The following is a 23,258-nucleotide window of genomic DNA, read 5'->3' on the forward strand; positions in this document are numbered from 1 at the left end:
GGAGTGAGGGGCGTCTCGTCCGTGGGCGGGGGAGGAGCGGACCCCGTGGGTGACGACACGTCGTCCGTGGGGGAGGAGCCTCCGCCCGAGGCGGTCGTGCCCGGGTCCGTCGGCGTGGACCTGTCGTCCGTCGGCGGTCCTCCCGGCGGCGATCCGCCCGACGACGAGCCGTCCGAGGACGAACCACCCGTGTCCGAGGGCTCTGTCGGCCCCGGATCCGTGCCCGAGGACCCGCCGTCGGAGTCCGACCCACCGTCCGTCGTCGCGCCACCGCCCGGTCCCGAGCCGCCGTCCGTGCCCGGTGCGGACACGGATCCGTCGGTGCCGTCTCCCGACGGCCCGCCCGGCCACTCCACGTGCAGGGCCACCGGGGCACCGAACTCCAGCCGGGCGCCCGGCCCGGGGTTCGAACCGGTCACCGGCGCGTCGCTCGGCGGCATCCCGTCCCCGGCGACCGTCACCGCCAGGCCCCGCTCCGCCATGGCCGCGCTCGCCTCGCCGAAGGTCATTCCGCCTACCTTCGGCACGGACTGTCGCGCACGTGTGTCGAAGGTGGTGTCGGACTCGCCCGTGGTGCCGACCTCGCGGCTGATGCCCCGGTCCGGGTCCTCGACGTCGACGAGCTTGATCTCCTTCAGTTGCTCGGGCGCGGGCTTGACGACGACCACCGCGGCCTGGTCGTAGCTCTCCCACTCCTTGTTGTCGCCCGTGAACGTCACCTTGATGCGGTCCGGGTCCGCGGCGAACGATCGCAACGGATTTCCGCAGCTGCACTTGACGGTCGGCAGCCCCTGATCGTCCACCAATACCGCGATCCCGGCTTCCAGCAGCGCGTCGAAGGGGACGGCCCTGCCCTTTTTGTAGTCGTGGTTCTTCACGAGGGTGTCGTGGCGCAGCAGAACAGGTGTGAGGTCGTCGAGATAATCCGGGATGCGGTCGACGCCGACGCCGACGATCCGGGCCCACTGTTGAGCCTTTTTCTTGTTCTCGGGATCGGTGAGGAAATCTTCCAGCTTGCCGACGTCACAGACCTTCGGTTTCCGTGTGCCCCCGTACAGTCCGGGGGTGCTGCCCTGCTGAAGGCCGCTGTGCGGCGCGAGTGACCGCAGGTCCGGCTCGTCCCGGCCGAGCCGTTGGCCCTCGTCGAAGAAAGGGGCGAGGGACGGCACCCCCGCGGCCACCGCCGTCACCGCGAGCAGAGACGGGCCCGACTCCCCGCAACCGCCGAGGACCAGTACACCCGCCAATAGCAAACATGTTCGCAAGCGCGCGCGAATTGTCATGACCGCTCCCCCTTGCGGTTTCCCCCGTCACCTCGCAGAGCGTATGCGAGGCTCGCGCATCATGCTACTGAAGGGCAAAGCCTTTCCGTCAAGAGAAATAGAAAGGGGCACGTTTCTGTGGCCAAAGAAAAGAATGGGAGCACAACTGGCAAGAAAAAGAAATGAGACTCAGCGACCACGTGCGTTGAGTGAGGCGAGGTAGGCGTTGTACGCCTCCAGCTCCTTGTCGCCGTCCCGGTCGGCCGCGCGGTCCGTGCGCCGGGCCTGCCGCTGCTCGGAGTTGTACCACTGGAAGAGCAGCGCCAGCAGCACGAGCACCGAGGGGATCTCGCTGAAGGCCCAGGCGATGCCGCCGGCCGCGTTCTGGTCGGTCAGGGCGTCGATGCCGAGGGAGGCGGGCGGGTTCTCGTACGTCTTCACCATCGGCGCGGACGCCATCATCAGCGCGATGCCGAAGAAGGCGTGGAACGGCATGCCCGCGAACAGCTCCAGCATCCGCATCAGATACCCGGGCCGGTGCGGGCCCGGGTCCACGCCCATGATCGGCCAGAAGAAGAACAGCCCGACCAGCAGGAAGTGCGTCATCATCACGATGTGCCCCGGCGTCGACCCCATCAGGAAGTCGAACAGCGGCGTGAAGTACAGCCCGTAGAGGCTCGCGATGAACATCGGGATCGTGAACGCGGGATGCGTGACGATCCTCATGTACCAGCTGTGCAGGAACATCAGCAGCAGCTCGCGCGGCCCCTTCCGCCCCTTCCCCGCCACCGGCAGCGCCCGCAGCGCCAGGGTGATCGGCGCCCCCAGCAGCAGCACGATCGGCGCCAGCATGCTGATCACCATGTGCTGCACCATGTGCACGCTGAACATGACCATGCCGTAGTCGTTCAGCCCGGTGCACGTCACGAGCATCACCAGCAGCACACCGACGACGAACGCGACCGTACGACCGACGGGCCACTTGTCCCCCCGCCGCACGAGCCGTACGACGCCCCAGGCGTACAGCCCGAGGCCCACCAGGCACGCGATCAGGAAGAACGGATCCGCCGACCACGAGAGCCCTCGCCCGAGAGTGAAGGGCAAGAGCCCCGTCCCGTGCCCGCTGTGATCCATCCGCCGGCTCCTGTTTCGTGGGGGTTGAGCGCTGTACGTCCGCCCCCAGACTAGAACCGCCCCCGGTCGCCTCGACGACCGGGGGCAGAGCAGCGACCGTAAGGGGCGCGGGGAACTGCGCGATCAACCACGAACGTCCCGCACCCCGCCGATCATCTGTTGGACCGAGCTCTCATCGGGCGCCCTAGAGCACACACTCCGCTTCCGCGTACCGATCCTCCGGCACCGTCTTCAGCGTCTCCACCGCCTCCGCGAGCGGCACCATCATGATGTCGGTCCCCCGCAGCGCGGTCATGTGCCCGAACTCACCCCGGTGCACGGCCTCCACCGCGTGCCACCCGAACCGTGTCGCCAGCACCCGGTCGTACGCGGTCGGCGTACCGCCCCGCTGCACATGCCCGAGGATCACCGGCCGCGCCTCCTTGCCGAGGCGCTGCTCCAGCTCGATCGACAGCTGACGCGCGATCCCGGCGAACCGCTCGTGGCCGTAGATGTCCTTGCCGCCCTCGTCGAAGTCCATCGACCCGGCCCTCGGCTTCGCCCCCTCCGCGGCGACGACGATCGCGAACCGCTTGCCCGCCGAGAACCGCTCGGCGACCTTCGTGGTCAACTCCTCGATGTCGAAGGGCCGTTCCGGTACGACGATGGCGTGCGCGCCGGCCGCCATGCCGGAGTGGAGCGCGATCCAGCCGGTGTGGCGGCCCATGACCTCCACGACCAGGACGCGCTGGTGGGACTCGGCGGTGGTCTTCAGCCGGTCCAGCGCCTCCGTCGCGACGCCCACGGCCGTGTCGAAGCCGAACGTGACGTCCGTGACCGCGATGTCGTTGTCGATGGTCTTCGGTACGCCCACGACCGGCAGGCCGCTGTCCGACATCAGCCGGGCCGCCTTCAGCGTGCCCTCACCGCCGATGGGGATGATCGCGTCGAGCCCGAGTTCCTCGACATGGCCCTTCGCCCGTGCCACCCCGTCCCGCAGGTGCGAGGGCTGGACCCGGGAGGAACCGAGGATCGTGCCGCCGCGGGCCAGGATGCCCGCCACGGCGTCCAGGTCGAGCTTGAGGTAGTCGCAGTCCAGCAGACCTTTCCAGCCGTCCCGGAAGCCGATGACCTCGTCGCCGTGGTCGACGACGGCGCGGTGCACGACGGACCGGATGACGGCGTTCAGCCCAGGGCAGTCGCCGCCGGACGTGAGGACACCAATACGCATAGCCCGAATACCTTCTCGACGTGGGCCGGGGACCGGACCGCACTGTCCGGCTGGAATCCCCGCCACCCTACCGGCGGCAGGGGGCGGGGCCGTAGCGGGCGTCCGCCTGCTGGACGGCCCCGCACAGGTGAGCGGAGCCCTGGTCAGAAGGGCTTTCACAGGTGAGCGGGAGCCCCTACGGATGGGCCTTTCGCACGAGCGGTGCTGAACCGTTTCTCAAGGGCCCCGGCCCTCGCCCGGACGCGCTACGCGGGCTGCTGGGCCGCCGAGATCCGCTCGTCGCGCAGCGCCTCGAACCAGCGGTCGTCGGTCGGCGGCAGCGCGTTCACGTCCAGCGCCAGCTTCAGCAGCAGGTCCGCGATCTGCGGGTTCCGCGCCAGCACCGGCCCGTGCATGTACGTACCGAACACGGTGTCGTTGTACGCGCCCTCCGTGCCGTCGCCCGTGCCGTTGCCCTTGCCGAGGCGGACCTGTGCGAGGGGGCGGGGCGGTACGACGAGGCCGTGGTGGAGGGGTTCACGGTGGACGGGGACCGGGTGCGGGTGTCGGGGAGCGGGTTCTTCGCGCGGTGTCTGCAGCACGAGTGCGATCACCTTGAGGGCCGGGTGTATGTGGACCGGCTGTCGGGGTGGCGGCGTGCTCGGGTGTTGCGGAAGGCCGCGCGGGCGCCGTGGGGGCGGTGAGTTCGAGGGCGGGCGCAGGCTCGTTGTGGCTGGTCGCGCAGTTCCCCGCGCCCCCGAAGGGGCGCGTCGCCCGACCATGTGATCAAGTGACCCTTTCAGAAACCCGGGCCGCCGACCTTGTCGCCCGCGGCCGCCAGGCGGCCCCAGAGGAGGTCTGCAAGGCTGCGGACCAACTCCGCCCTGGTGAGGGGGCGTTCGCCGAGCCACCAGTCGCCCGCGGCGTGCATCATGCCGACGATGCCGTGGCCCCATACACGTGCCAGCTGGCGGCTGTCGGGGCCGAGGTCGAGGCGGTCCTCGATGACCGTGCCGAGTTCCTCGCCCATGCGCCGCAGGAGGGGGGCCGAGTGCTTGCCGACGTCGAAGCCCTGGTCGCCGGGCTGGCCGCCCTCGGCGGGGTGCATGAGGAATCGGTACACCTGGGGGCGGGCCTCGATGGCCGCCAGATAGGTGTCGAGGGTCGCCTCGACGCGTTCACGGCGCTCCGCGGGGGCGTCCAGCGCGGCCCGCAGGGAATCGAGGAGCGCATCGGTGTGCCGCTGGGCGAGGGCGGCGTAGAGTCCGCCCTTGTCGCCGAAGTGGCGGTACAGAATCGGCTTGGTGATGCCTGCTTCGGCGGCGATGGCGTTCATCGACGCTCCGGGGCCGTCGCGGAGCACGACTCGGTCCGCGGCCTCCAGCAGCTCGCGCCGACGGCGGTCGGCGGACCGCTCCTGGTCGGTCCGCTGCGTGGTGTCCATGAGTCTCTCCCCCAGATGCTGATGACGGTGACGCCTTGCGCAAACTAACACTGATCGGCGTTACCCGATCGAACGGGCTACCGAGCACTGCTCGGGAGTTGACTTTTCCTACCGACCGGTAACAGACTCAAGTTACCGCAGGTAACATCTTAGTGCAGTGCTGGAGGCGCGTCATGGCCGAGTTCACCATGGAACTCAACGAGGAACAGCGAGAGGTCCGCGACTGGCTCCACGGATTCGCCGCCGATGTGATCCGCCCCGCGGCCGCCGAGTGGGACGAGCGCGAGGAGACCCCCTGGCCGGTGATCCAGGAGGCCGCCAAGGTCGGCATCTACTCCCTCGACTTCTACGCCCAGCAGTACTTCGACCCCACCGGCCTCGGCATCCCCATGGCCATGGAGGAGCTGTTCTGGGGCGATGCCGGCATCGCGCTGTCCATCGTCGGCACCGGCCTCGCCGCCGTGGGCGTCCTCGCCAACGGCACCGAGGAGCAGATCGGCACCTGGATCCCCCAGATGTACGGCGACGCGGGCGATGTCAAGGTCGCCGCGTTCTGCTCCTCCGAGCCGGACGCCGGTTCCGACGTCGCCTCCATGCGCACCCGCGCGGTGTACGACGAGGCAAAGGACGAGTGGGTCCTCAACGGCACCAAGACCTGGGCGACCAACGGCGGTATCGCCAACGTCCACGTCGTGGTCGCCGTGGTCGACCCCGAGCTCGGCTCCAAGGGCCACGCGTCCTTCATCGTCCCGCCGAACACGCCCGGACTGTCCCAGGGCCAGAAGTTCAAGAAGCACGGCATCCGGGCCTCCCACACCGCCGAGGTCGTACTGGAGGACGTCCGCGTCCCCGGCTCCTGCCTCCTCGGCGGCAAGGAGAAGCTCGACGAGCGGCTGGCCCGGGCCCGTGAGCGGGCCAAGGCCGGGGGCGAGCGCGTGAAGAACGCGGCGATGGCCACGTTCGAGGCCTCCCGCCCGGCCGTGGGCGCCATGGCGGTGGGCACCGCCCGTGCCGCGTACGAGGTCGCCCTCGACTACGCCAAGACCCGTGAACAGTTCGGCCGGCCCATCATCGACAACCAGGGCGTCGCCTTCCAGCTCGCGGACATGCGGACCTCCGTCGACGCCGCGCGGCTGCTGGTGTGGCGGGCGTCCTGGATGGCGATCAACGGCAAGCAGTTCACGGCGGCCGAGGGGTCCCAGTCGAAGCTGTTCGCGAGCGAGACGGCGAAGAAGGTGACCGCGCAGGCGATCCAGATCCTCGGCGGCAACGGGTACACGCGGGAGTACCCGGTCGAGCGGATGCACCGGGACGCGGCTATCTACACCATCTTCGAGGGTACGAGTGAGGTGCAGCGGCTGGTGATCGCCCGCACCTTGTCGGGGATGCCTCTTCGGTAGCGCCGTGGGGGGACTGTCTCGGTCGGGGTGCGGGTGGTTCGTGGTTGTTCGCGCAGTTCCCCGCGCCCCTGAGGGACGCGGGCTGCCGTCAAGTGCTGACGACACGTGCCCCCCGACAGGAGTGCTCAATGACGCGTACGGCCGGTGAAGTGCTCGAAGACATGACCGCGCGGCTCGCCCCGGGACCCGATGCCAATCCACTGCTGCCCCTGATCGCCTCCGGGGTCGCCGGTCTCGACACGCTCGCCGCGCTCGCCATGGAGCAGCGGCTGGTGATCGCCGCGGATCTGCTCTCCTTCCGCCGTCTGGCCGAGCGGTCGGCCGCTGAGGAGCCGGCCTGCGCCCCCTTCTTCGAGATGCTCGCGGAGGGGGAGGCGGTGGCGGCTCAGCGGCTCGGGGCGTTCGCCGAGGCGTGCGGGGTCGGTGGGGCCGAGGTGGGTGACGCCCTGGTGGTTCTCGAACCCGGTCAGCTGCGGCAGCCCGAGGCGCGGGTCGATGTCCGCGAGGACGTCGCCGACGCACCGCTCGCCCTCGCCCCGGGTCGTGGTCACGTCGAGCAGGCCGAGGCCCGGCTCACGCTGGCCGAGGTCGTTGACGAACTCGTGGCCGAGGATCTGGTACCCGGCGCAGACGGCGAAGACGATCGCGCCGTTGTTCACCGCCTGGTACAGATGCCGGTCACGGCGCAGGCGCTCGGCCGCCAGCCGCTGCGGCCGGTCCTCGCCGCCGCCGATCAGATAGATGTCGCCGGACGTCGGGATCGGCTGGTCACTGCGGACGTCCAGCCGGGCCACGTCCAGGCCGCGCTGCCGGGCGCGGCGCTCGACGACGAGGACGTTGCCCTGGTCGCCGTAGGTGCTGAGCAGGTCCGGGTAGACCCAGACGACCCGCAGACTGTTGTCGCTCATGTAAGTCGGTGCCCCTCGGAGTCGTTCGTGCTCGGTGCTCAGTTGCCCACGCGACGGCGCAGGTCCTGGAACGCGGTGTAGTTCGCGATGACCTCGATCCGGCCCGGCGGGCACATCTGCACCGCCTGGTCGAGGGTGTCGCAGACCTGGAAGTGCTGACCCGCCACTTCCAGACGCACCGCGAGGTCCAGCTTGCGGTCGCCGAGCACGAAGATCGGGTGGCCGGTCAGCCGGGTGTAGTCGACGTCCCAGAGCCAGGAGGTGTCGGTGCCGTCGGCGCCGCGCGCGTTCACCGACAGGATCACCGGCGACGGCGGCGGGTCGATCAGCGAGAACGTCTCCAGCCAGCCCGCCGGGTTCTTGGCGAGCAGCAGCCGCAGATCCCGCTGCATGAACTGCACCACGTCGTACCGCCCGGCGACCGCCTGCACCTGGTACATGCGTTCCAGGGCGACCTGCGGCGGCACCCCGAAGACGGCGGCGGTCGCGGCCGACGAGGCGGCGTTGGCCTTGTTGGCGCGACCCGGCAGCTGCAGATGGATCGGCCAGGCCGAACCGTGCGGGTCGAGGACGTGGTCACCGGAGAGCGCCCAGCTCGGCGTGGGGCGGCGGAAACCGCACTCGCCGCAGAACCAGTCGTCACCGGGGCGCTGCATCACACCACCGCAGGACGGGCAGGACCAGGCGTCGTCCTTCCACATCTGGCCGACCGCGACCCAGACCACGTTCGGCGAGGACGAGGCCGCCCACACGATCAGCGGGTCGTCGCAGTTGGCCACGACGACGGCCTTGGTGCCGGCCAGGCCCTCCCGCCACGCCTCCGCCATCATGCGGGTCTCGGCGGCACGGTCGAGCTGGTCGCGGGAGAGGTTGAGCAGTGCGATGCACTTGGGGTCGGTGTCCCGCGCGACACCGGCCAGGTACTTCTCGTCGACCTCGATGACCGCGAACTTCGAGTCCGAGTTCCCGGCGAGCGCCGAGGTGATGCCCGCGGGCATGTTGGCGCCGAGCGCGTTGGAGACGACGGGGCCCGCGGCCCGCAGCGCCTCGGCGATCAGCCGGGTCGTGGTGGTCTTGCCGTTGGTGGCGGAGACCAGGACGACGTCCAGGCTCTGCGCGAGCCTGGCGAGGAGGTCGGGGTCGAGTTTCAGTGCCACCCGGCCGCCGATCACAGATCCGCTACCGCGTCCCGCGGCACGCGATGCCGCCGCGACCGCCTTGCCCGCCGTCACGGCCAGCTTGGCCCGCGGCGTGAGCGGGTCCGAGTTGCCTGCCATCAGTTCTCGATCCTCCTTGCGTACAGCGCCGCGCCCAGTCCCGGCAACGTGTGGACCAAAGACTATCGAGATCCACTCACGCGCCCGAATCTCGACCGGGCCGTAACCCTGGTCGGACCGGCGATATCAGGTCTGAACGTACCCTTGCGGCCATGCGAAGCGGCTCGATTCCCGGCGCCCGAGGGCGCGTTCTCCCCATGACACTGCTCGGGGACCCCGTATTGCAGGCGCCCTGTGAAGAGGTGACGGAGTTCGGGCCCGAACTGGTGCGGCTTGTGGAGGACATGTTCGCGACGATGTACGACGCGCGGGGCGTGGGGCTCGCCGCGAACCAGGTGGGCCGGGGGCTGCGGGTCTTCGTGTACGACTGCCCGGACGACGAGGACGTACGCCATCTCGGCCATGTGGTGAACCCCCGGCTCGTCTCGACCGGGGGGATCGTGCTGCGGGGGCCCGAGGGTTGCCTGTCGCTGCCCGGCCTGGAGGCGGGGGTGGAGCGGGCGTTCGCCGAGGCGTGCGGGGTGGACGAGGGGAGGGCGGCGGCGTACGAGCCGCTGCCCGGCTGCCAGGCCTATCCGTCGTACGTCGCCCGGCTCGCGCTGGGCGCGGCCCCGACCGACGTGGTGCTCGCCCTCAGTGCCAACTTCTCTTCCTGGGGCGGCTATTGCGCGACGATCGCGAAATCCCTCCGCGATCACTACGCCTTCACCGACGAGGCCTGCGGCTTCTTCGACTTCTTCGCCGAGCCGGCCCCGGAACTGGAGGAGCGGGCGAAGGGGGCGGTACAGGCGGGGGCGGACACGGGGCGGATCGACGAAGAGGCGGCCCACCGCTACGGCCGACTGCTGCAGAGCTACGAATCGATGTTCTGGACCACACTGGCGCGCCCCTGAAAGGGGCGCGGGGAACTGCGCGACAAGCCACGACGTACCCGCAGACGCGTACGGTCGCGAGGGCTACGGTGCGCGGGCGAAGCGGCCCTAGCCGGAGGCGGCCCCGCTGCTGTGCGCGATGCACGCCACGTCGATCCGGTCCGCGAGCTTCGCCAGCTCGATCGTCAGAGCCGCCACCGTGTCCTCGTCGAGTTCCTCACCCGCCTCCACCAGGTGCAGCCAGCGCCCGCCCACCGTCCGCAGCAGCTTGCTCACATCGGCCGCAGACACCTGCAGGGTCCCGCGGTCGTCGACGATCAGAGGCAGAGTCACTTCGCGGTTCACAACGGGGATGGTAGCCGCGGAACGCTCACGCCCCGTGCCATACGGTGGTGATGTTGCAGAACTCCCGGATTCCGTGTCCGGACAGTTCACGCCCGTATCCCGACCGCTTGACCCCGCCGAACGGGAACGCCGGGTGGGAGGCGGTCATCCCGTTGACGTAGACGGCGCCGGCGTCGAGGTCGCGGACGAAGCGGTCCACCTCTGCGGGGTCCCGGGTCCACACGTTGGAGCTCAGCCCGAAGGGCGTGTCGTTGGCGATCGCGATCGCCTCGTCGAGGTCGGCCACCCGGTACAGCGTGGCGACGGGACCGAAGGTCTCCTCCTGGTGGACGCGCATCTCGGGGGTGATGTCGGCGAGGACGGTCGGCGGGTAGAACCAGCCCGGCCCGTCGGGGCGTTCGGCACCGCACAGCACGGTGGCACCGCTCTCCACGGCCTCGTCGACCAGTTCCTCCAGGTCCTTGCGGCCGCGCTCGCTGGAGAGCGGGCCGACGTCGGTGTCCTCGTCCAGCGGGTCGCCGACCTGCAACGCCTGCATGGCCTCGACGAACCGCTCGGCGAAGGCGTCGTAGACGTCGTCGTGCACGATGAACCGCTTGGCGGCGATGCACGACTGTCCGGTGTTCTGCACCCGGGCCGTCACCGCGATCCGGGCCGCCTCCTCGACGTCGGCGGACGGCATCACCACGTAGGGGTCGCTGCCGCCCAGTTCCAGGACGGTCTTCTTGACCTCGTCCCCGGCGACGGAGGCGACCGCCCGGCCGGCCGGCTCGCTGCCGGTGAGGGTCGCGGCCTTCACACGCGGGTCGCGCAGGATGTCCTCGACGGCGCCGGAGCCGACGAGCAGGGTCTGGAAGCAGCCCTCGGGGAAGCCCGCCCGGCGGAAGAGGTCCTCCAGGTAGAGCGCGGTCTGCGGGACGTTGGAGGCGTGCTTCAGCAGGCCCACGTTGCCCGCCATCAGGGCGGGCGCGGCGAACCGGATCACCTGCCAGAGCGGGAAGTTCCACGGCATCACGGCGAGCACCGGGCCGAGCGGGCGGTAGCGCACCAGGACCCGGGAGGCGCCCGAGTCCTTCACGTCCGCGTCGGACGGCTCCACGTCGGTGAGCAGCACCTCGGCGTGGTCGGCGTACCAGCGCATCGCCTTCGCGCACTTGGCGGCCTCGGCGCGGGCCTGCTTGACGGGCTTGCCCATCTCCGTGGTCATCGTCCGCGCGACGTCCTCGGCGTCCTCGTCGAGGAGGTCGGCGGCCCGGCGCAGCAGCCGGGCGCGCTCCGCGAAGGACGTGGTCCGGTAGGTGCGGAACGTGGCGTCGGCGGTGGCGAGGCGGTGCTCGATCTCCTCCTCGCCCAGGGCGTCGTACGTCTTGAGGGTCTCGCCGTTCGCCGGGTTGACCGTGGCGATGGGCATGCTGGCCTCCTGCGTGGGCTGTCCTTCGACCTTCCCGCGCGACGGCGCACGCCGCAACGCGGACTCAGGACGAGTGCTCCAGGAGACGGTCGAGAAACTCCGCCTGTGCCGGGACGATCACGGCTCGCGCCCGCTCGACGGTGAGCCACTCCACCCGGTCCAGCTCCGGGAACTCCTGGAGCTGCCCGGACCTCGGCGGCCACTCCATGCGGAAGGTGCCCGGCACGACGGTGGCCGGGTCGAGGTCCGCCTCGATCGCCCAGGCCGTCACGATCTTGCCGTTCTTCTGGCGTACCTCGCCCAGCGGTACGGCCTCCCCGTCGGGCGGGGCCAGCCCCAGCTCCTCCTGGAACTCCCGGCGGGCCGCGTCCCAGGCTGGCTCGTCCGGCTCGTACTCGCCCTTGGGCACGCTCCACGCGCCCGCGTCCTTGTGCGCGAAGAACGGGCCGCCCATATGGCCGAGCAGTACCTCGACGCCGTGCTCGGTGCGGCGGTGGAGCAGCAGGCCGGCACTGCGCTTGGGTGTGGTCAACGTGTCACCTCGGGGTGTGCGGCGAGCAGGGTCTCGACCGTATCGGCTTCGGCGGGGGTCTTGTCCTCGCGATAGCGGATCACGCGGGCGAAACGCAGGGTGACACCGGCCGGGTAGCGGGTGGAGCGTTGCAGGCCGTCGTAGGCGATCTCGACGACGAGTTCGGGGCGTACGGTCACGCCCCAGCCGTGCTGCTCCACGGCCAGCTCCGTCAGCCGTTCGGTCTGCCAGGCCAGCAGCGCGTCGGTCATGCCCTTGAAGGTCTTGCCGAGCATGGCGAAGGAGCCGTCGGCGGTGCGGGCGCCGAGATGCAGGTTGGAGAGCCTGCCCGTGCGGCGGCCGTGCCCCCACTCGGCGGCCAGGACCACCAGGTCGAGGGTGTGCACGGGCTTGACCTTCAGCCACGAGGCGCCGCGCCGGCCCGCGCTGTAGGGGGCGTCGAGAGCCTTCAGCACGACGCCCTCGTGTCCGCGTTCCAGCGTGGCGGCGAGGAAGCCCCCCGCCTCGTCGAGGTCGCCGGGGCCGTTCACCAGGGTGCGCCGGACGCGCATCGGCTCGGGGACCAGGCGGGCCAGCTCGGCGTGGCGGTCGGTGAGGGGCAGGTCCAGCAGGTCCTGGCCGTCGACGGAGAGCGCGTCGAAGAAGACCGGCGAGACGGGTACCTGCTCGGCCACCGTCGCCACGTCCAGCCGGGAGCCGACCCGTCCGGCGGTCTCCTGGAAGGAACGCGGCCGGCCGTCCTCGTCGAACGCGATCACCTCCCCGTCGAGGATGAACCGCTCGCCCCGCAACTCCAGTGCGGCGGCGGTGAGTTCGGGCAGCCGGTCGGTGATGTCGTCCAGCGTGCGGGTGTAGAGGCGCACCAGGTCGCCGTCGCGGTGGACCTGGACCCGGATGCCGTCGAGCTTCTCCTCGACCGCGCACGCGCCCAGCTTGGCCACGGCCTCCGCGACGGAGGACGCGCTGTGCGCCAGCATCGGCTGGACGGGTCGCCCCACGGTGAGCCGGAACCCCTCCAGGGCCGACGCGCCCTCCGTCAGCAGTGCTTGGGCCACAATCTGGAGCGAGCCGGCCAGCATCACCGCCCGGCGTACGTCGGCGGCGGGCGCCCCGGTGGCGCCGGCCAGCCCCTCCACGGCCAGGGCGTCCAGGGCGCCCTGGCGGACCTCACCCGTGAGCAGGCCGAACAGATAGCGCTGCTCCTCCTCCGTGGCCGCCGCCAGCAACTCGCCTACCAGGCGCCTTCGTTCGGCTTGCGCACCGGTGCCGGCGACCGCGCCGATCACCGTCAGCCGGGCGTCCACCTCGCGGACCGTGAGGGTGGGGGTGGTGGCCGGCAGGATCTGCTGGTCCAGGACCTTCCAGCCGATACCGAGTCTGCCCTGGGGCAGCCGGCCCGCGAGGTACGGGATGACGATCGGGACGTCCGCGGCGTCGGCGTCCCGGAAGAGTTCGGCGAGCAGGGCGGTCTTGCGGGACCGGGCCGAGGTGGCGGCGATCTCTTGCGACACGCGGGCGAGCCGGGCGAAGAGCATGGAGTCATGGTCCTACGGAGTTGGGCCGGGCGCCTATGGGGGAGTGGTTCGGGTGCGTTGGCGGGTGCGGGTCCGGTGGGGCTTCTCGCGCAGTTCCCCGCGCCCCTGAAGGGCTTACGGCCCTTCAGGGGCGCTCGATCAACCCGCGTCCAGGTCTGCCATCAGGAGGTCTCCGTTGATCGTGGCTCCCGCTCGGTAGCCCGAGGAGGCCGCGTTGATCACCTGTTCCGAGAAGCCCATCGCGTTGCCGGCCGCCCAGACTTCGGGGATCGAGGTTCGGCCGGTCGGGTCGACCACCGGGTAGGCGCCGAACGGGGTCTCGGTCAGCTCGGCGCCCAGTTTTTCCAGGAGGGTCGTCTGCGGGACCGGGCGGGGGGCGGTGAAGAGCACCGAGCGGGCGTGGGTCGTGCCGTCGGCGAGCCCGACGCCGGTGAGACGGTCGTCCGCCACGACCAGGCCCGCGACCTCGCCGGGGACCACCCGGACCCCGGCTGCCGCGAGACGGCGCAGGTCGTCGTCGGAGAGGTCGGATTCGGGGACGGTGTGCAGGAACAGGGTCACGTCCTTGGACCACTGGGAGACCATCAGGGCCTGGTGGACGCTCAGCGGGGTCGTCGCGAGGACACCGAAGGGCTGGTCGCGGACCTCCCAGCCGTGGCAGTAGGGGCAGTGGAGGACGTCCCGGCCGAAGCGTTCGGCGACGCCGGGGACGTCCGGGAGTTCGTCCTTCAGTCCCGTGGCGACGACCAGGCGCCGGGCGCGCACGGTCCGGCCGTCCGCGAGGGCGACGGTGAAGGTCAGGCCGTCCTCGTCCCGCGTCACGTCGGCCGCCCGGCCCCGGACCAGTGCCACGCTGTAGCGGGCGATCTCCTCCCGGCCGACGGCCAGGAACTCCGCCGGGGACATCCCGTCCCGCGACAGGAAGCCCTGCATGTGGGCGGCGGGCGCGTTGCGGGGCTCGCCCGCGTCGACGACCAGGGTGCGGCGCCGGGCCCGGCCCAGGACCAGGGCGGCGGAGAGCCCCGCCGCACCGCCGCCGATGACGATCACTTCGTACTGCTCGGCCATGTCGTGCTGCTCGGTCATGGTGACCACCTCCACGGCCGACGGTCGCGCGCGCACTGCCGTATTGACAAATGTCTTTGCCGAAACTGCAATGAAGGAATGACCGGTACGAGTGACACGAACGAGAGTGCGGGCGGCACGGACGAGGTGCTCGCCGGAGTCGGGCCGCGGCTGCGGCGGATCCGCAAGGAGCGGGAGGCGACGCTTGCCGGGCTGTCGGAGGCGACCGGTATCTCGGTGAGCACGCTGTCCCGGCTGGAGTCGGGGCTGCGCAAGCCCAGCCTGGAGCTGCTGCTGCCGATCGCGCGGGCCCACCAGGTGCCGCTGGACGAGCTGATCGGGGAGCCGCCGGTCGGCGATCCGCGGGTGCGGTCCAAGCCGATCCAGCGGCACGGGCGCACGTACTGGCCGCTCACCCGGCAGCCGGGCGGCCTCCAGGCCTTCAAGGTGCGTGTCGAACCCCAGGGGCGACAGGAACCGGAACCGCGCACCCACGAGGGCTACGAGTGGCTGTATGTGATGTCCGGCAAGCTGCGGGTCGTGCTCGGCGAGCACGATGTGGTGATGGTCGCCGGGGAGGCCGCCGAGTTCGACACCCGGGTCCCGCACTGGTTCGGTGCCGCGGGGGAGGAGCCGGTGGAGTTCCTCAGTCTGTTCGGGCCGCAGGGGGAGCGCATGCATGTCCGGGCCAGGCCCGCACGGTCGTGACGCACGCTACTGCGCCCGGACTGTTCCCCGGAGGGCAAGCGACCGCTTAGTATGCATGCGGCAGTCGGCCCCGGGCCGACGAAGCAGTCCGGAGCAGTCCGTGGAGGCACCGCATGCAGGCATGGCAAGTGCACGAGAACGGCGAGCCGAGCGAGGTGATGCGGCTCCACGACGTGGAGCGGCCCACCCCCGGTGACGGTCAGGTCCTGCTGAAGGTGCGCGCCGCGAACATCAACTTCCCCGACGTGCTGATGTGCCGGGGGCACTACCAGGTCCGGCCGCCGCTGCCGTTCACGCCGGGCGTGGAGATCTGCGGGGAGACGGAGGACGGGCGCCGGGTCATCGCCAACCCGGCGCTGCCGTACGGCGGCCTCGCCGAGTACGCCGTCGCCGACGCCGCAGCTCTGTTGCCGGCACCGGAGTCGCTGGACGACGCCGAGGCTTCGGCCCTGCACATCGGCTACCAGACGGGCTGGTTCGGCCTGCACCGCCGGGCCCGCCTGGAAGCGGGGGAGACCCTGCTCGTCCACGCTGCCGCCGGAGGGGTCGGCAGCGCGGCGGTGCAGCTCGGCAAGGCGGCGGGCGCGACGGTCATCGGTGTCGTGGGCGGCGCCGACAAGGCCGTCGTGGCCCGGGAGCTGGGTTGCGACGTGGTGATCGACCGACGGAGCGAGGACGTCGTCTCCGCCGTGAAGGAAGCCACCGGAGGCCGGGGCGCGGACGTGATCTACGACCCCGTGGGCGGCGAGGCCTACACGCAGTCGACCAAGGTCGTCGCCTTCGAGGGGCGCATCGTGGTCGTCGGCTTCGCGAGCGGGACGATCCCCAGCCCCGGCCTCAACCACGCCCTCGTCAAGAACTACTCGATCCTCGGCCTGCACTGGGGCCTGTACAACACCAAGAACCCGAAGCTGGTCCAGCACTGCCACGAGCAGCTCACCGAACTGGCGGCCCGGGGCGTCGTCAAGCCGCTGGTGAGCGAGCGCGCACCGCTCGACGGGGCCGCGGCCGCCGTCCAGCGCGTCGCCGACGGTGTGACCACCGGCCGGGTCGTCGTGGTGCCCTCGCTGGAGAACGGAGCCGCCGCATGACCGACGCGAGTGACCTCAGGCGCCGCACCGCCGAGTTGCTGGCCGCGTACCCGCCCGCCACCACCGACCGCCTGGACTTCCTGCGTGCCCGCTTCGACGCCGGACTCGCCTGGGTGCACTACCCCGAGGGCCTCGGCGGCCTCGGCGCCCCGCGCTCCCTCCAGGCCGTGGTGGACGCCGACCTGGAGGCGGAGGGCGCCCCCGACAACGATCCGCGCCGTATCGGCATCGGCCTCGGCATGGCCGCGCCGACGATCCTCGCCTACGGCACGGAGGAGCAGAAGCGGAAGTTCCTGCGGCCGCTGTGGACCGGGGAGGAGGTCTGGTGTCAGCTCTTCAGCGAGCCAGGCGCCGGATCGGACCTGGCCGCGCTCGGCACCCGGGCCGTCCGCGAGGGCGACGGCGACTGGGTGGTCAACGGGCAGAAGGTGTGGACGTCCAGCGCCCACGTCGCCCGCTGGGCCATCCTCATCGCCCGCACCGACCCGGACGTGCCCAAGCACCGGGGCATCACCTACTTCATCTGCGACATGACCGACCCCGGCATCGAGGTCAGGCCCCTGCGGCAGGTCACCGGCGAGGCCGAGTTCAACGAGGTGTTCATCACCGACGTCCGCATCCCGGACGCGCGCCGCCTCGGCGAGATCGGAGACGGCTGGAAGGTCGCGCAGACCACCCTCAACAACGAGCGCGTCGCCATCGGCGGCATGCGCCTGCCCCGCGAGGGCGGCATGATCGGCCCGGTCGCCAGGACCTGGCGCGAACGCCCCGAACTGCGCACCCACGACCTCCACCAGCGGCTGCTCAAGCTCTGGGTCGAGTCCGAGGCCGCCCGCCTCACGGCCGAACGGCTGCGCCAGCAGCTCGTCGCCGGTCAGCCCGGCCCCGAGGGCGCCGGCATGAAGCTCGCCTTCGCCCGTCTCAACCAGGAGATCAGCGGCCTGGAGGTCGAACTCCGGGGCGAGGAAGGCCTGTTGTACGACGACTGGACCATGCGCCGCCCCGAACTGGTCGACTTCGTCGGCCGGGACGCCGGCTACCGCTACCTCCGATCCAAGGGCAACAGCATCGAGGGCGGGACCACCGAGGTCCTGCTGAACATCGTCGCCGAGCGCGTCCTGGGCCTGCCCGGCGAGCCGCGCACCGACAAGGACGTCGCGTGGAAGGACCTGTCCCGATGACGACACCGAGCGCACAGCCCGACCTCCTGTACTCGGAGGACGAAGAAGCACTCCGGGCGGCCGTCCGCGACCTGCTGAGCGACCACTGCGACCCGGCCGGTGTCATCGCCCGCGTGGAGTCGGACGCCCCGCACGACCTTGAACTGTGGAAGCTGCTCGCCGACGGCATGGGCCTCGCCGGGCTGCTCGTCCCCGAGGAACTCGGCGGCCAGGGCGCCACCCACCGTGAAGCCGCCGTCGTCCTGGAGGAGTTGGGGCGGTTCGTCGCCCCGGTGCCGTACCTCACCAGCGCCGTCGTCGCCACCGAGGCGCTGCTGGCCGCCGACGCGCGCGACCTGCTCGGGGAACTGGCGTCGGGACGGCGGATCGGCGCCCTGACGGTCGCCCTGAACGTCTCCGCCGGCAGCGCCTACCAGGTCGTACGGTACGAGGACGGTGCCCTGCACGGGCGGCTGACCGGCATCGCGGACGCGGCCGTCGCCGACGTGCTGCTGGTGCCCGCCGACGACGGGGGCCTCTACGCGGTCGACGCCACCGCCGCGACCATCTCCCCGCAGGTCTCGCTGGACCTGACCCGGCCGGTGGCCGAGGTGACCCTCGACGGTGCGCCGGGCCGCCTCCTCGGGGACGCCGAGCCCGCCGTACGCCGCGCCCTGCGGGCCGGGGCCGGGCTCCTCGCCTCCGAACAACTCGGCCTCGCCGAATGGACGTTGACCGAGACGGTCCGCTACCTCAAGGACCGCAAGCAGTTCAACCGGCCCGTCGGCGGCTTCCAGGCGCTCAAGCACCGCCTCGCGCAGCTGTGGCTGGAGGTCGTCAACCTGCGGGCCACCGCCCGGAACGCGGCCGACCAGCTCGCCACCTCGGGCGACGACGCCGACCTCGCCGTGGCCGTCGCCCAGGCCTTCGCGGCACCCGTGGCCGTCCACGCGGCCGAGGAGGCGCTGCAACTGCACGGCGGGATCGGCATGACCTGGGAACACCCGGTCCACCTGTACCTGAAGCGGGCGAAGGCCGACTCGATCGCATACGGCACCGCGGGCTCCCACCGGGCCGCCCTGGCCGAACTGGTCGACCTCCAAGCCCCCTGACGTACAGCGGAAGAAGAGCGTGGAGAAGCCCGCCCCACCTGGGGCGGGCTTCTCCACGCGCGCCCCGCGGCCCGGTGAAAACGGGTGAACGCACGACGGCGGTCCGGCCAACTCCCCGCACGGACCTGCTCATCGGCCCCTTCCGGCTCGCATACTCGCTGGGTCCGCAACCGGCCCAACCGGGAGGCAGAGCATGGCCCTCACCACCCGCCGCAGAGCCCTCACCACCCTCGGCGCCGCCCTCACCGGCGCCGTCGCCCTGCCCGCCACCAACGCGCTGGCCGGCGAACGGCAGCACCGGCCGCGCCCGTTGTGGCGGGCCCACGCGCACAACGACTACGAGCACCCGCGGCCCGTCCTCGACGCCCTCGACCACCGCTTCGGCAGTGTCGAGGCCGACATCTTCCTCGTCGGCGACCAGCTCCTCGTCGCCCACGATCCGGCCGACCTCGACCCCGCCCGCACCCTCGAAGCCCTCTACCTGGAGCCGCTCGCCGCACGGGTGCGCGCCAACCGGGGGTCGGTGTACCGGGGGCACCGCAAGCCGTTGCAGCTCCTCATCGACATCAAGACCGAAGGCTCGTCCACGTACCTCGAACTCGACCGCCTTCTGCGGCGCCACCGGCACCTGTTCACGACGTACGCGCACGGCCGTGTGCACCCGGGCGCGGTCACGGCCGTGATCTCCGGGGACCGGGCCGCCCGGGTGCCCATGGAGACGCAGACCGTGCGGCGAGCCTTCTACGACGGGCGGCTCGCCGACCTCGCGTCCACGACGCCCGCGCCCGCCTCCTTCATCCCGCTGATCTCCGACAACTGGCTGCTCAACTTCACCTGGCAGGGCGTGGGTCCCTTCCCGGTGGCCGAGCGCGAAAGACTCCGGCAGATCGTCTCGACGGCGCACGGGCGAGGGCAGCGGGTGCGGTTCTGGGCGACGCCCGATCTGGCGGGGCCGGCGCGGGACGCGCTGTGGGGTGAGTTGCTGGCCGCGGGTGTCGACCACCTCAACACCGATGACCTCGCGGGTCTTGAGGCGTTCCTGGACGCACGCGGGGTGGCGTAGGCGCGACAAACCCCGACGCGCTCGACACCACTCGTTCGGCGGACGGCTCCGCCGCACGGGCGAACCCTCCGCTGCGCCACACTTGCGGCCGAATGCCGCGAAATGGGCGTGGCGGAGGAGGTTGACGATGGCCGTTTCCATCTCTGTGGTGGTGTTGCTCGCGATCCTGACGGTGGTCTTCATGCGTAACGGCGCGCTGAAGTTCTCGCACGCTGCGGTGTGCGTGCTGCTGGGGTTCTCCATGGCGAGCACGAGCCTGGCGCCGACGATCCACGACGGCCTCACGGCCACGGCGGACATCGTCAGCAGTGTGAAGCCGTGAGGGTGCGTCGTCGGCTGCGGCTGAGTGGGGGCTGGTCGCGCAGTTCCCCGCGCCCCTGAAGGACCCCGGGCGCGCCCCGCTCACGCCTTGGTGAACACGCCGATGCCGTTCGGGACGGCCCGCTCCGTGCCGTCGCTGGGGTGGTTGCGAACGGTGACCGCCGTCGTCCCCGGGGCGCGGGCCACGAGCGTGGAGGAGCCGCCGCCGTCCAGGCTGAACGCGTCGACCGCGCCCAATCCCCGCATGGTGGTGGCGACTTCGGCGATGGTCAGCCCGGTGCGGTAGGCCGCGGCACCGTCCAGGGCGAGCAGCAGCAGGCGGCGGCCACCGTCGGCGACACCCGCGGCCGTGCGGACCGCCGAGGTCGTGGCGTCGAGGCCGGGCAGTGGCAGGCCGCCCCGCAGGACCGGGTAGCCGCCGAGCGCGAAGGCGTACGGCGTGCCCGTCGAGGAGACGAGGAGGTGCCGTACCTCCACCGCGTCACCGGGGGCGAGCTTGCGCAGCTGTTGCGCGCCCGCCTCGCGTCCGACCAGGACGGTCGCGCCGGCGGCGATCGCCCCGCTGCCGGGGGTACCTGCCGTACCGACCACGCGGCCGTCCTCCACCAGCACCTCGTGCGTGTCGGTGCTGCACGGCGCGGCCCGGTCGGTGTCGGTGCCGCAGACCGCGCGCATCCGGGAGACGCTGCCCCAGTCCGACGTGAACGCGCCCACGGAGCCGACCGGCAGGGCGTACTGGTTGAGGCCGCGCAGCGGCAGATCGCCCTCGGCGGTGGTGACGGAGCCGTCCAGGGCGATGCTGTCGAGGCGGGCCGTACCGTCGGCGGTGACACCCAGCACGTCCGTGGTGCCGGTGCCCGGCGGCAGGGCCGGACCGAAGCGCTGCCCCTTCGGCACGGCGGCCTTGAGCGCGTGCCCGGCGGCGATCGCGGGGCCGACCGGCGCCCCGGTGGCGGCGACGCCGGGATGCTGGGTCTCGGTGATGTTGAAGAAGTCGCCGTTTACCCCGGCCACGGCACCCGCCGCGGTGGCCAGCCGGGACACCGTCGCGCGCGAGGCCACCTTCCCCGGGTACAGCAGCCCGACGCCCACCTGGGGATGGCTCAGGTCGACGCTCAGCACATGGGCGTGCGTCAGGCCCTTGGTCGCCTGGATGTCGAACTGGCTGTACTCCACGCCTGGTGCCACCGCGACGGCCCTGGGCGCGCCGCCGGCCGGCGGCGCACCCACGAGGGCAGCCCCGGCCAGCACGCTCCACGCCGAGAGAACCGTCAGTACCGTTCTGAACCGTCGAGCACGACGTGTCACGGTGCCCCCTGATGTCTCGCCAAATGTCCCAGGACTCAGGGGAAGTGCACCAGACGACTACCGGCCGGGCGGGGGCTCCGCCTCGACGACGCGGGAACGGATGAGAAAACGCACCCCTTTGGGTGCCTCCAGCGAGAACCCGCTGCCCCGCCCCGGCACGACGTCCACGATGAGCCGGGTGTGACTCCACACCTCGTACTGGCCGCGGGACATCCAGAACCCCACCGCCTCGTCGACCCCGTCCACGGTCAGCTCCGCGAGGAGGACGTCGGAGTTTCCTGTGCGGAACTCGCCGTCGGGATAGCACATGGGGGCGCTGCCGTCGCAGCAGCCGCCCGACTGGTGGAACATCAACGGGCCGTGGGCCGCCCGCAGCCGCCGGACGAGATCGGCGGCCGCGGGGGTCAGCTCTACGCGCGGGACGACATCCATGCGCACAGTGGACGCCCCGCCAGGTTGCGAGGACGTTGCGTGTCCCACAGCTCCGCGGTCCGCTCGCCCATGGCCCGCTCGGCCACGTACCGGGCGCCCTTGAGGAACGGTTGAGCCGTCCGGCTTCCTGTCTCGTGTGCGGGGGAGGCCGTCGGCCCAGCAGCCGCCGCACGGGGAGAGGTTGCCGTCGGGCGGCGCGCATTCCGGTCGGAGGGACGGAACTTCCGACCGGAGGCCAGTGGCCGAGAATCGACCCTCGGGCCGCGAAGGGAACGGTGCAATCCGCTCGGGTCGTGGCCGCGTCGGCCGTTGACACGTGTGCGCAGGTCAGCGTGGTGCTGTCACAGCAATACATCGATTTCGTTGTTCACTTGACTACCGGGCGTCACACGCGATTGGCTCCGCCCAGCGAAAGTCGGCCAGTCATCGCACGTCATCGCGGTGATGGCGGCTTACTCAGCTCTCCACAGACGTCCCACCCCGGTCGCACAGCGAGGTGCCGCGCCCCCATGAACCCACCCCCCGCGCCCCACAGAATCCGCACGGCGTTCCGTGCCACGGCGCTCGCCGCCGCCGTCTGTCTGACCGTCGCCGGCTGCTCGGTGTTCGGCGGCTCCCAGGCGGATTCGGACAGGGGAGCGTCGGGACCTTCGGGCGGGATGAAGATCGCGCTGATCACGCACGGCGCCGAGGGGGACGCCTTCTGGGACCTGGTCCGCAAGGGCGCGGAGGTCGCGGCGGCGAAGGACGGTGTCGAGCTGACCTTCGCCAGCGACCCCGACCCGGCCGGCCAGGCGGAGCTGGTGCGGGACGCGATCGCCGACAAGGCCGACGGCATCGCGGTGACCCTCGCCAAGCCGGCGGCGATGCGCGGCGCGGTCGCCGAGGCCCGCGCCGCCGGGATACCGGTGGTGGGCCTCAACTCCGGTATCGACGCCTGGCGGGCGCAGGGGCTGCTGGCCTTCTACGGCCAGGACGAGAGTGTCGCCGGCCGGGCCCTCGGCGACGAACTCGACGCCCGCGCCGCCAAGCACGCCCTGTGCGTCATCCACGAGCGGGGCAACGTCGCCGTGGAGGCCCGCTGCGCAGGTGTGCGCAAGACCTTCGCCGGGCAGACCGAGAATCTCTACGTCGACGGCACCGACCTGGACTCGGTGACCGACTCCATCGCCGCGAGGCTCCGTCAGGACCCCACCATCGACGAGGTCGTGACCCTCGGCGCCCAGTTCGCGCTCGCCGCCGTGGACTCCGTGGACGATGCCGGCAGCAAGGCCGAGGTCGCCACCTTCGACCTCAACAAGGACCTGGTAGAGGCGGTCAAGGACGGTGACGTCCAGTTCGCGGTGGACCAGCAGCCCTACCTCCAGGGCTATCTCGCCGTCGACGGACTCTGGCTCCACCGGACCAACGGCAACACCAGCGGCGGCGGAGTCGCGCCCGTGCTCACCGGCCCGGCGTTCGTCACCAAGAAGAACATCGCCGGCATCGCCGGGTTCGCGGCGAAGGGCACCCGTTGACACCGGCAAACGGAACCTTCCGTTCGGACATGACCGCGGCCCGGAAACCAAGCATCCGGAACGGTCGTGTAACGGCGACCCCAAACTTACGGCCACCCCTGCGACGTGCGTTCACTGGTGCGGATAACATCCTGCGCATCCCCAGTGCGCCCAACTGACAGGTGTCCACCCG

General features: G+C 71.3%; 21 protein-coding genes and 3 pseudogenes. 10 read left to right on the plus strand and 14 right to left on the minus strand.

The features are described 5' to 3' along the window. From GWK25_RS17900 to GWK25_RS17915, 4 genes and pseudogenes are all read right to left on the minus strand, one after another. Positions 1–1,247 (minus strand): PASTA domain-containing protein (locus tag GWK25_RS17900; protein WP_215451339.1); only part of this gene is annotated, 1,247 nt, incomplete at its 3' end. 204 nt (positions 1,248–1,451) lie between these two features. Continuing rightward, positions 1,452–2,396 (minus strand): cytochrome c oxidase assembly protein, encoded by a 945-nt coding sequence (locus GWK25_RS17905; RefSeq protein ID WP_215451343.1) that lies wholly within the window; start codon positions 2,394–2,396, stop codon positions 1,452–1,454. Positions 2,397–2,580: 184 nt separating this feature from the next. Continuing rightward, entirely contained in the window at positions 2,581–3,606 is a 1,026-nt protein-coding gene (locus tag GWK25_RS17910; RefSeq protein WP_215451346.1) for a 6-phosphofructokinase, read from the minus strand. Between the two features lie 245 nt (positions 3,607–3,851). Then, positions 3,852–4,091 (minus strand): annotated as a pseudogene (locus GWK25_RS17915) (glutamine amidotransferase); the annotation flags it as partial. On the opposite strand from GWK25_RS17915, the pseudogene GWK25_RS17920 reads away from it, so the two are divergent. Continuing rightward, positions 4,086–4,289: pseudogene (locus tag GWK25_RS17920) on the plus strand (peptide deformylase); the annotation flags it as partial. The pseudogenes GWK25_RS17915 and GWK25_RS17920 sit on opposite strands and share 6 nt — an antisense overlap. A gap of 95 nt (positions 4,290–4,384) precedes the next feature. Here GWK25_RS17920 and GWK25_RS17925 read toward each other — a convergent pair. Then, a complete protein-coding gene (locus GWK25_RS17925) occupies positions 4,385–5,029 on the minus strand; it encodes a TetR family transcriptional regulator (RefSeq protein WP_215451349.1) in 645 nt (214 codons plus the stop codon). A gap of 173 nt (positions 5,030–5,202) precedes the next feature. On the opposite strand from GWK25_RS17925, the gene GWK25_RS17930 reads away from it, so the two are divergent. Continuing rightward, entirely contained in the window at positions 5,203–6,429 is a 1,227-nt protein-coding gene (locus GWK25_RS17930; protein WP_215451353.1) for an acyl-CoA dehydrogenase family protein, read from the plus strand. A 422-nt stretch (positions 6,430–6,851) separates the two neighbouring features. On the opposite strand, the pseudogene GWK25_RS17935 reads toward GWK25_RS17930, so the two are convergent. Continuing rightward, positions 6,852–7,337 (minus strand): annotated as a pseudogene (locus GWK25_RS17935) (glutamine amidotransferase); the annotation flags it as partial. A 38-nt stretch (positions 7,338–7,375) separates the two neighbouring features. Continuing rightward, a complete protein-coding gene (locus tag GWK25_RS17940; RefSeq protein ID WP_215451357.1) occupies positions 7,376–8,614 on the minus strand; it encodes a MurT ligase domain-containing protein in 1,239 nt (412 codons plus the stop codon). 197 nt (positions 8,615–8,811) lie between these two features. Here GWK25_RS17940 and GWK25_RS43520 point away from each other — a divergent pair, with 197 nt between their 5' ends. Further along, positions 8,812–9,507, plus strand: a complete 696-nt coding sequence (locus GWK25_RS43520; protein ID WP_251828901.1) for a peptide deformylase — start codon at positions 8,812–8,814, stop codon at positions 9,505–9,507. A gap of 87 nt (positions 9,508–9,594) precedes the next feature. On the opposite strand, the gene GWK25_RS17955 is transcribed toward GWK25_RS43520, so the two are convergent. The 5 genes from GWK25_RS17955 to GWK25_RS17975 form a co-directional block, all read right to left on the minus strand. Next, positions 9,595–9,831: a DUF6213 family protein gene (locus tag GWK25_RS17955; protein WP_037704958.1), complete on the minus strand. Its 237-nt coding sequence runs from the start codon at positions 9,829–9,831 to the stop codon at positions 9,595–9,597. Positions 9,832–9,856: 25 nt separating this feature from the next. After that, a complete protein-coding gene (locus GWK25_RS17960) occupies positions 9,857–11,242 on the minus strand; it encodes an NADP-dependent succinic semialdehyde dehydrogenase (RefSeq protein ID WP_215451361.1) in 1,386 nt (461 codons plus the stop codon). Between the two features lie 64 nt (positions 11,243–11,306). Further along, positions 11,307–11,774, minus strand: a complete 468-nt coding sequence (locus GWK25_RS17965) for an NUDIX domain-containing protein (RefSeq protein WP_215451364.1) — start codon at positions 11,772–11,774, stop codon at positions 11,307–11,309. After that, complete coding sequence (locus GWK25_RS17970; protein ID WP_215451368.1) at positions 11,771–13,309, minus strand: ATP-dependent DNA ligase; 1,539 nt, start codon at positions 13,307–13,309, stop codon at positions 11,771–11,773. The genes GWK25_RS17965 and GWK25_RS17970 overlap by 4 nt, the downstream gene beginning before the upstream one ends. Before the next feature lie 138 nt (positions 13,310–13,447). Next, positions 13,448–14,377, minus strand: coding sequence for an NAD(P)/FAD-dependent oxidoreductase (locus GWK25_RS17975; protein WP_215457415.1), 930 nt, complete (start codon positions 14,375–14,377; stop codon positions 13,448–13,450). A 96-nt stretch (positions 14,378–14,473) separates the two neighbouring features. Between GWK25_RS17975 and GWK25_RS17980 the strand changes: the two genes are divergently transcribed. The 6 genes from GWK25_RS17980 to GWK25_RS18005 all read left to right on the plus strand — a co-directional run bounded on the left by GWK25_RS17980 (position 14,474) and on the right by GWK25_RS18005 (position 19,830). Continuing rightward, entirely contained in the window at positions 14,474–15,082 is a 609-nt protein-coding gene (locus GWK25_RS17980) for a helix-turn-helix domain-containing protein (RefSeq protein ID WP_215451371.1), read from the plus strand. A gap of 113 nt (positions 15,083–15,195) precedes the next feature. Then, positions 15,196–16,173: an NADPH:quinone oxidoreductase family protein gene (locus tag GWK25_RS17985; RefSeq protein ID WP_215451374.1), complete on the plus strand. Its 978-nt coding sequence runs from the start codon at positions 15,196–15,198 to the stop codon at positions 16,171–16,173. After that, positions 16,170–17,354: an acyl-CoA dehydrogenase family protein gene (locus GWK25_RS17990; protein WP_215451376.1), complete on the plus strand. Its 1,185-nt coding sequence runs from the start codon at positions 16,170–16,172 to the stop codon at positions 17,352–17,354. Before GWK25_RS17985 ends, GWK25_RS17990 begins: the two co-directional genes overlap by 4 nt. Continuing rightward, positions 17,351–18,445, plus strand: a complete 1,095-nt coding sequence (locus tag GWK25_RS17995) for an acyl-CoA dehydrogenase family protein (protein ID WP_215451380.1) — start codon at positions 17,351–17,353, stop codon at positions 18,443–18,445. Before GWK25_RS17990 ends, GWK25_RS17995 begins: the two co-directional genes overlap by 4 nt. A gap of 193 nt (positions 18,446–18,638) precedes the next feature. Further along, positions 18,639–19,508 carry a phosphatidylinositol-specific phospholipase C/glycerophosphodiester phosphodiesterase family protein gene (locus tag GWK25_RS18000; protein WP_215451382.1) on the plus strand — a complete coding sequence of 290 codons (870 nt, stop codon included), beginning with the start codon at positions 18,639–18,641 and terminating at the stop codon, positions 19,506–19,508. Positions 19,509–19,635: 127 nt separating this feature from the next. Further along, positions 19,636–19,830 (plus strand): hypothetical protein, encoded by a 195-nt coding sequence (locus GWK25_RS18005; RefSeq protein ID WP_215451386.1) that lies wholly within the window; start codon positions 19,636–19,638, stop codon positions 19,828–19,830. 80 nt (positions 19,831–19,910) lie between these two features. Here GWK25_RS18005 and GWK25_RS18010 read toward each other — a convergent pair whose 3' ends face one another. Continuing rightward, the gene (locus GWK25_RS18010) at positions 19,911–21,080 is read right to left on the minus strand and encodes a phosphodiester glycosidase family protein (protein WP_215457416.1); all 1,170 of its coding nucleotides are present in this window, start codon (positions 21,078–21,080) and stop codon (positions 19,911–19,913) included. A gap of 114 nt (positions 21,081–21,194) precedes the next feature. After that, on the minus strand, positions 21,195–21,569 hold the full coding sequence (locus tag GWK25_RS18015) for a DUF779 domain-containing protein (RefSeq protein WP_215451404.1): 375 nt from the start codon (positions 21,567–21,569) through the stop codon (positions 21,195–21,197). 509 nt (positions 21,570–22,078) lie between these two features. Here GWK25_RS18015 and GWK25_RS18020 point away from each other — a divergent pair. Then, complete coding sequence (locus tag GWK25_RS18020; protein ID WP_215451407.1) at positions 22,079–23,086, plus strand: substrate-binding domain-containing protein; 1,008 nt, start codon at positions 22,079–22,081, stop codon at positions 23,084–23,086. The last annotated feature ends 172 nt before the right edge of the window (positions 23,087–23,258 follow it).

Origin of the sequence: Streptomyces sp. ATCC 21386 (genome assembly GCF_018728545.1) — a bacterium.
Taxonomy (GTDB): Bacteria; Actinomycetota; Actinomycetes; order Streptomycetales; family Streptomycetaceae; genus Streptomyces.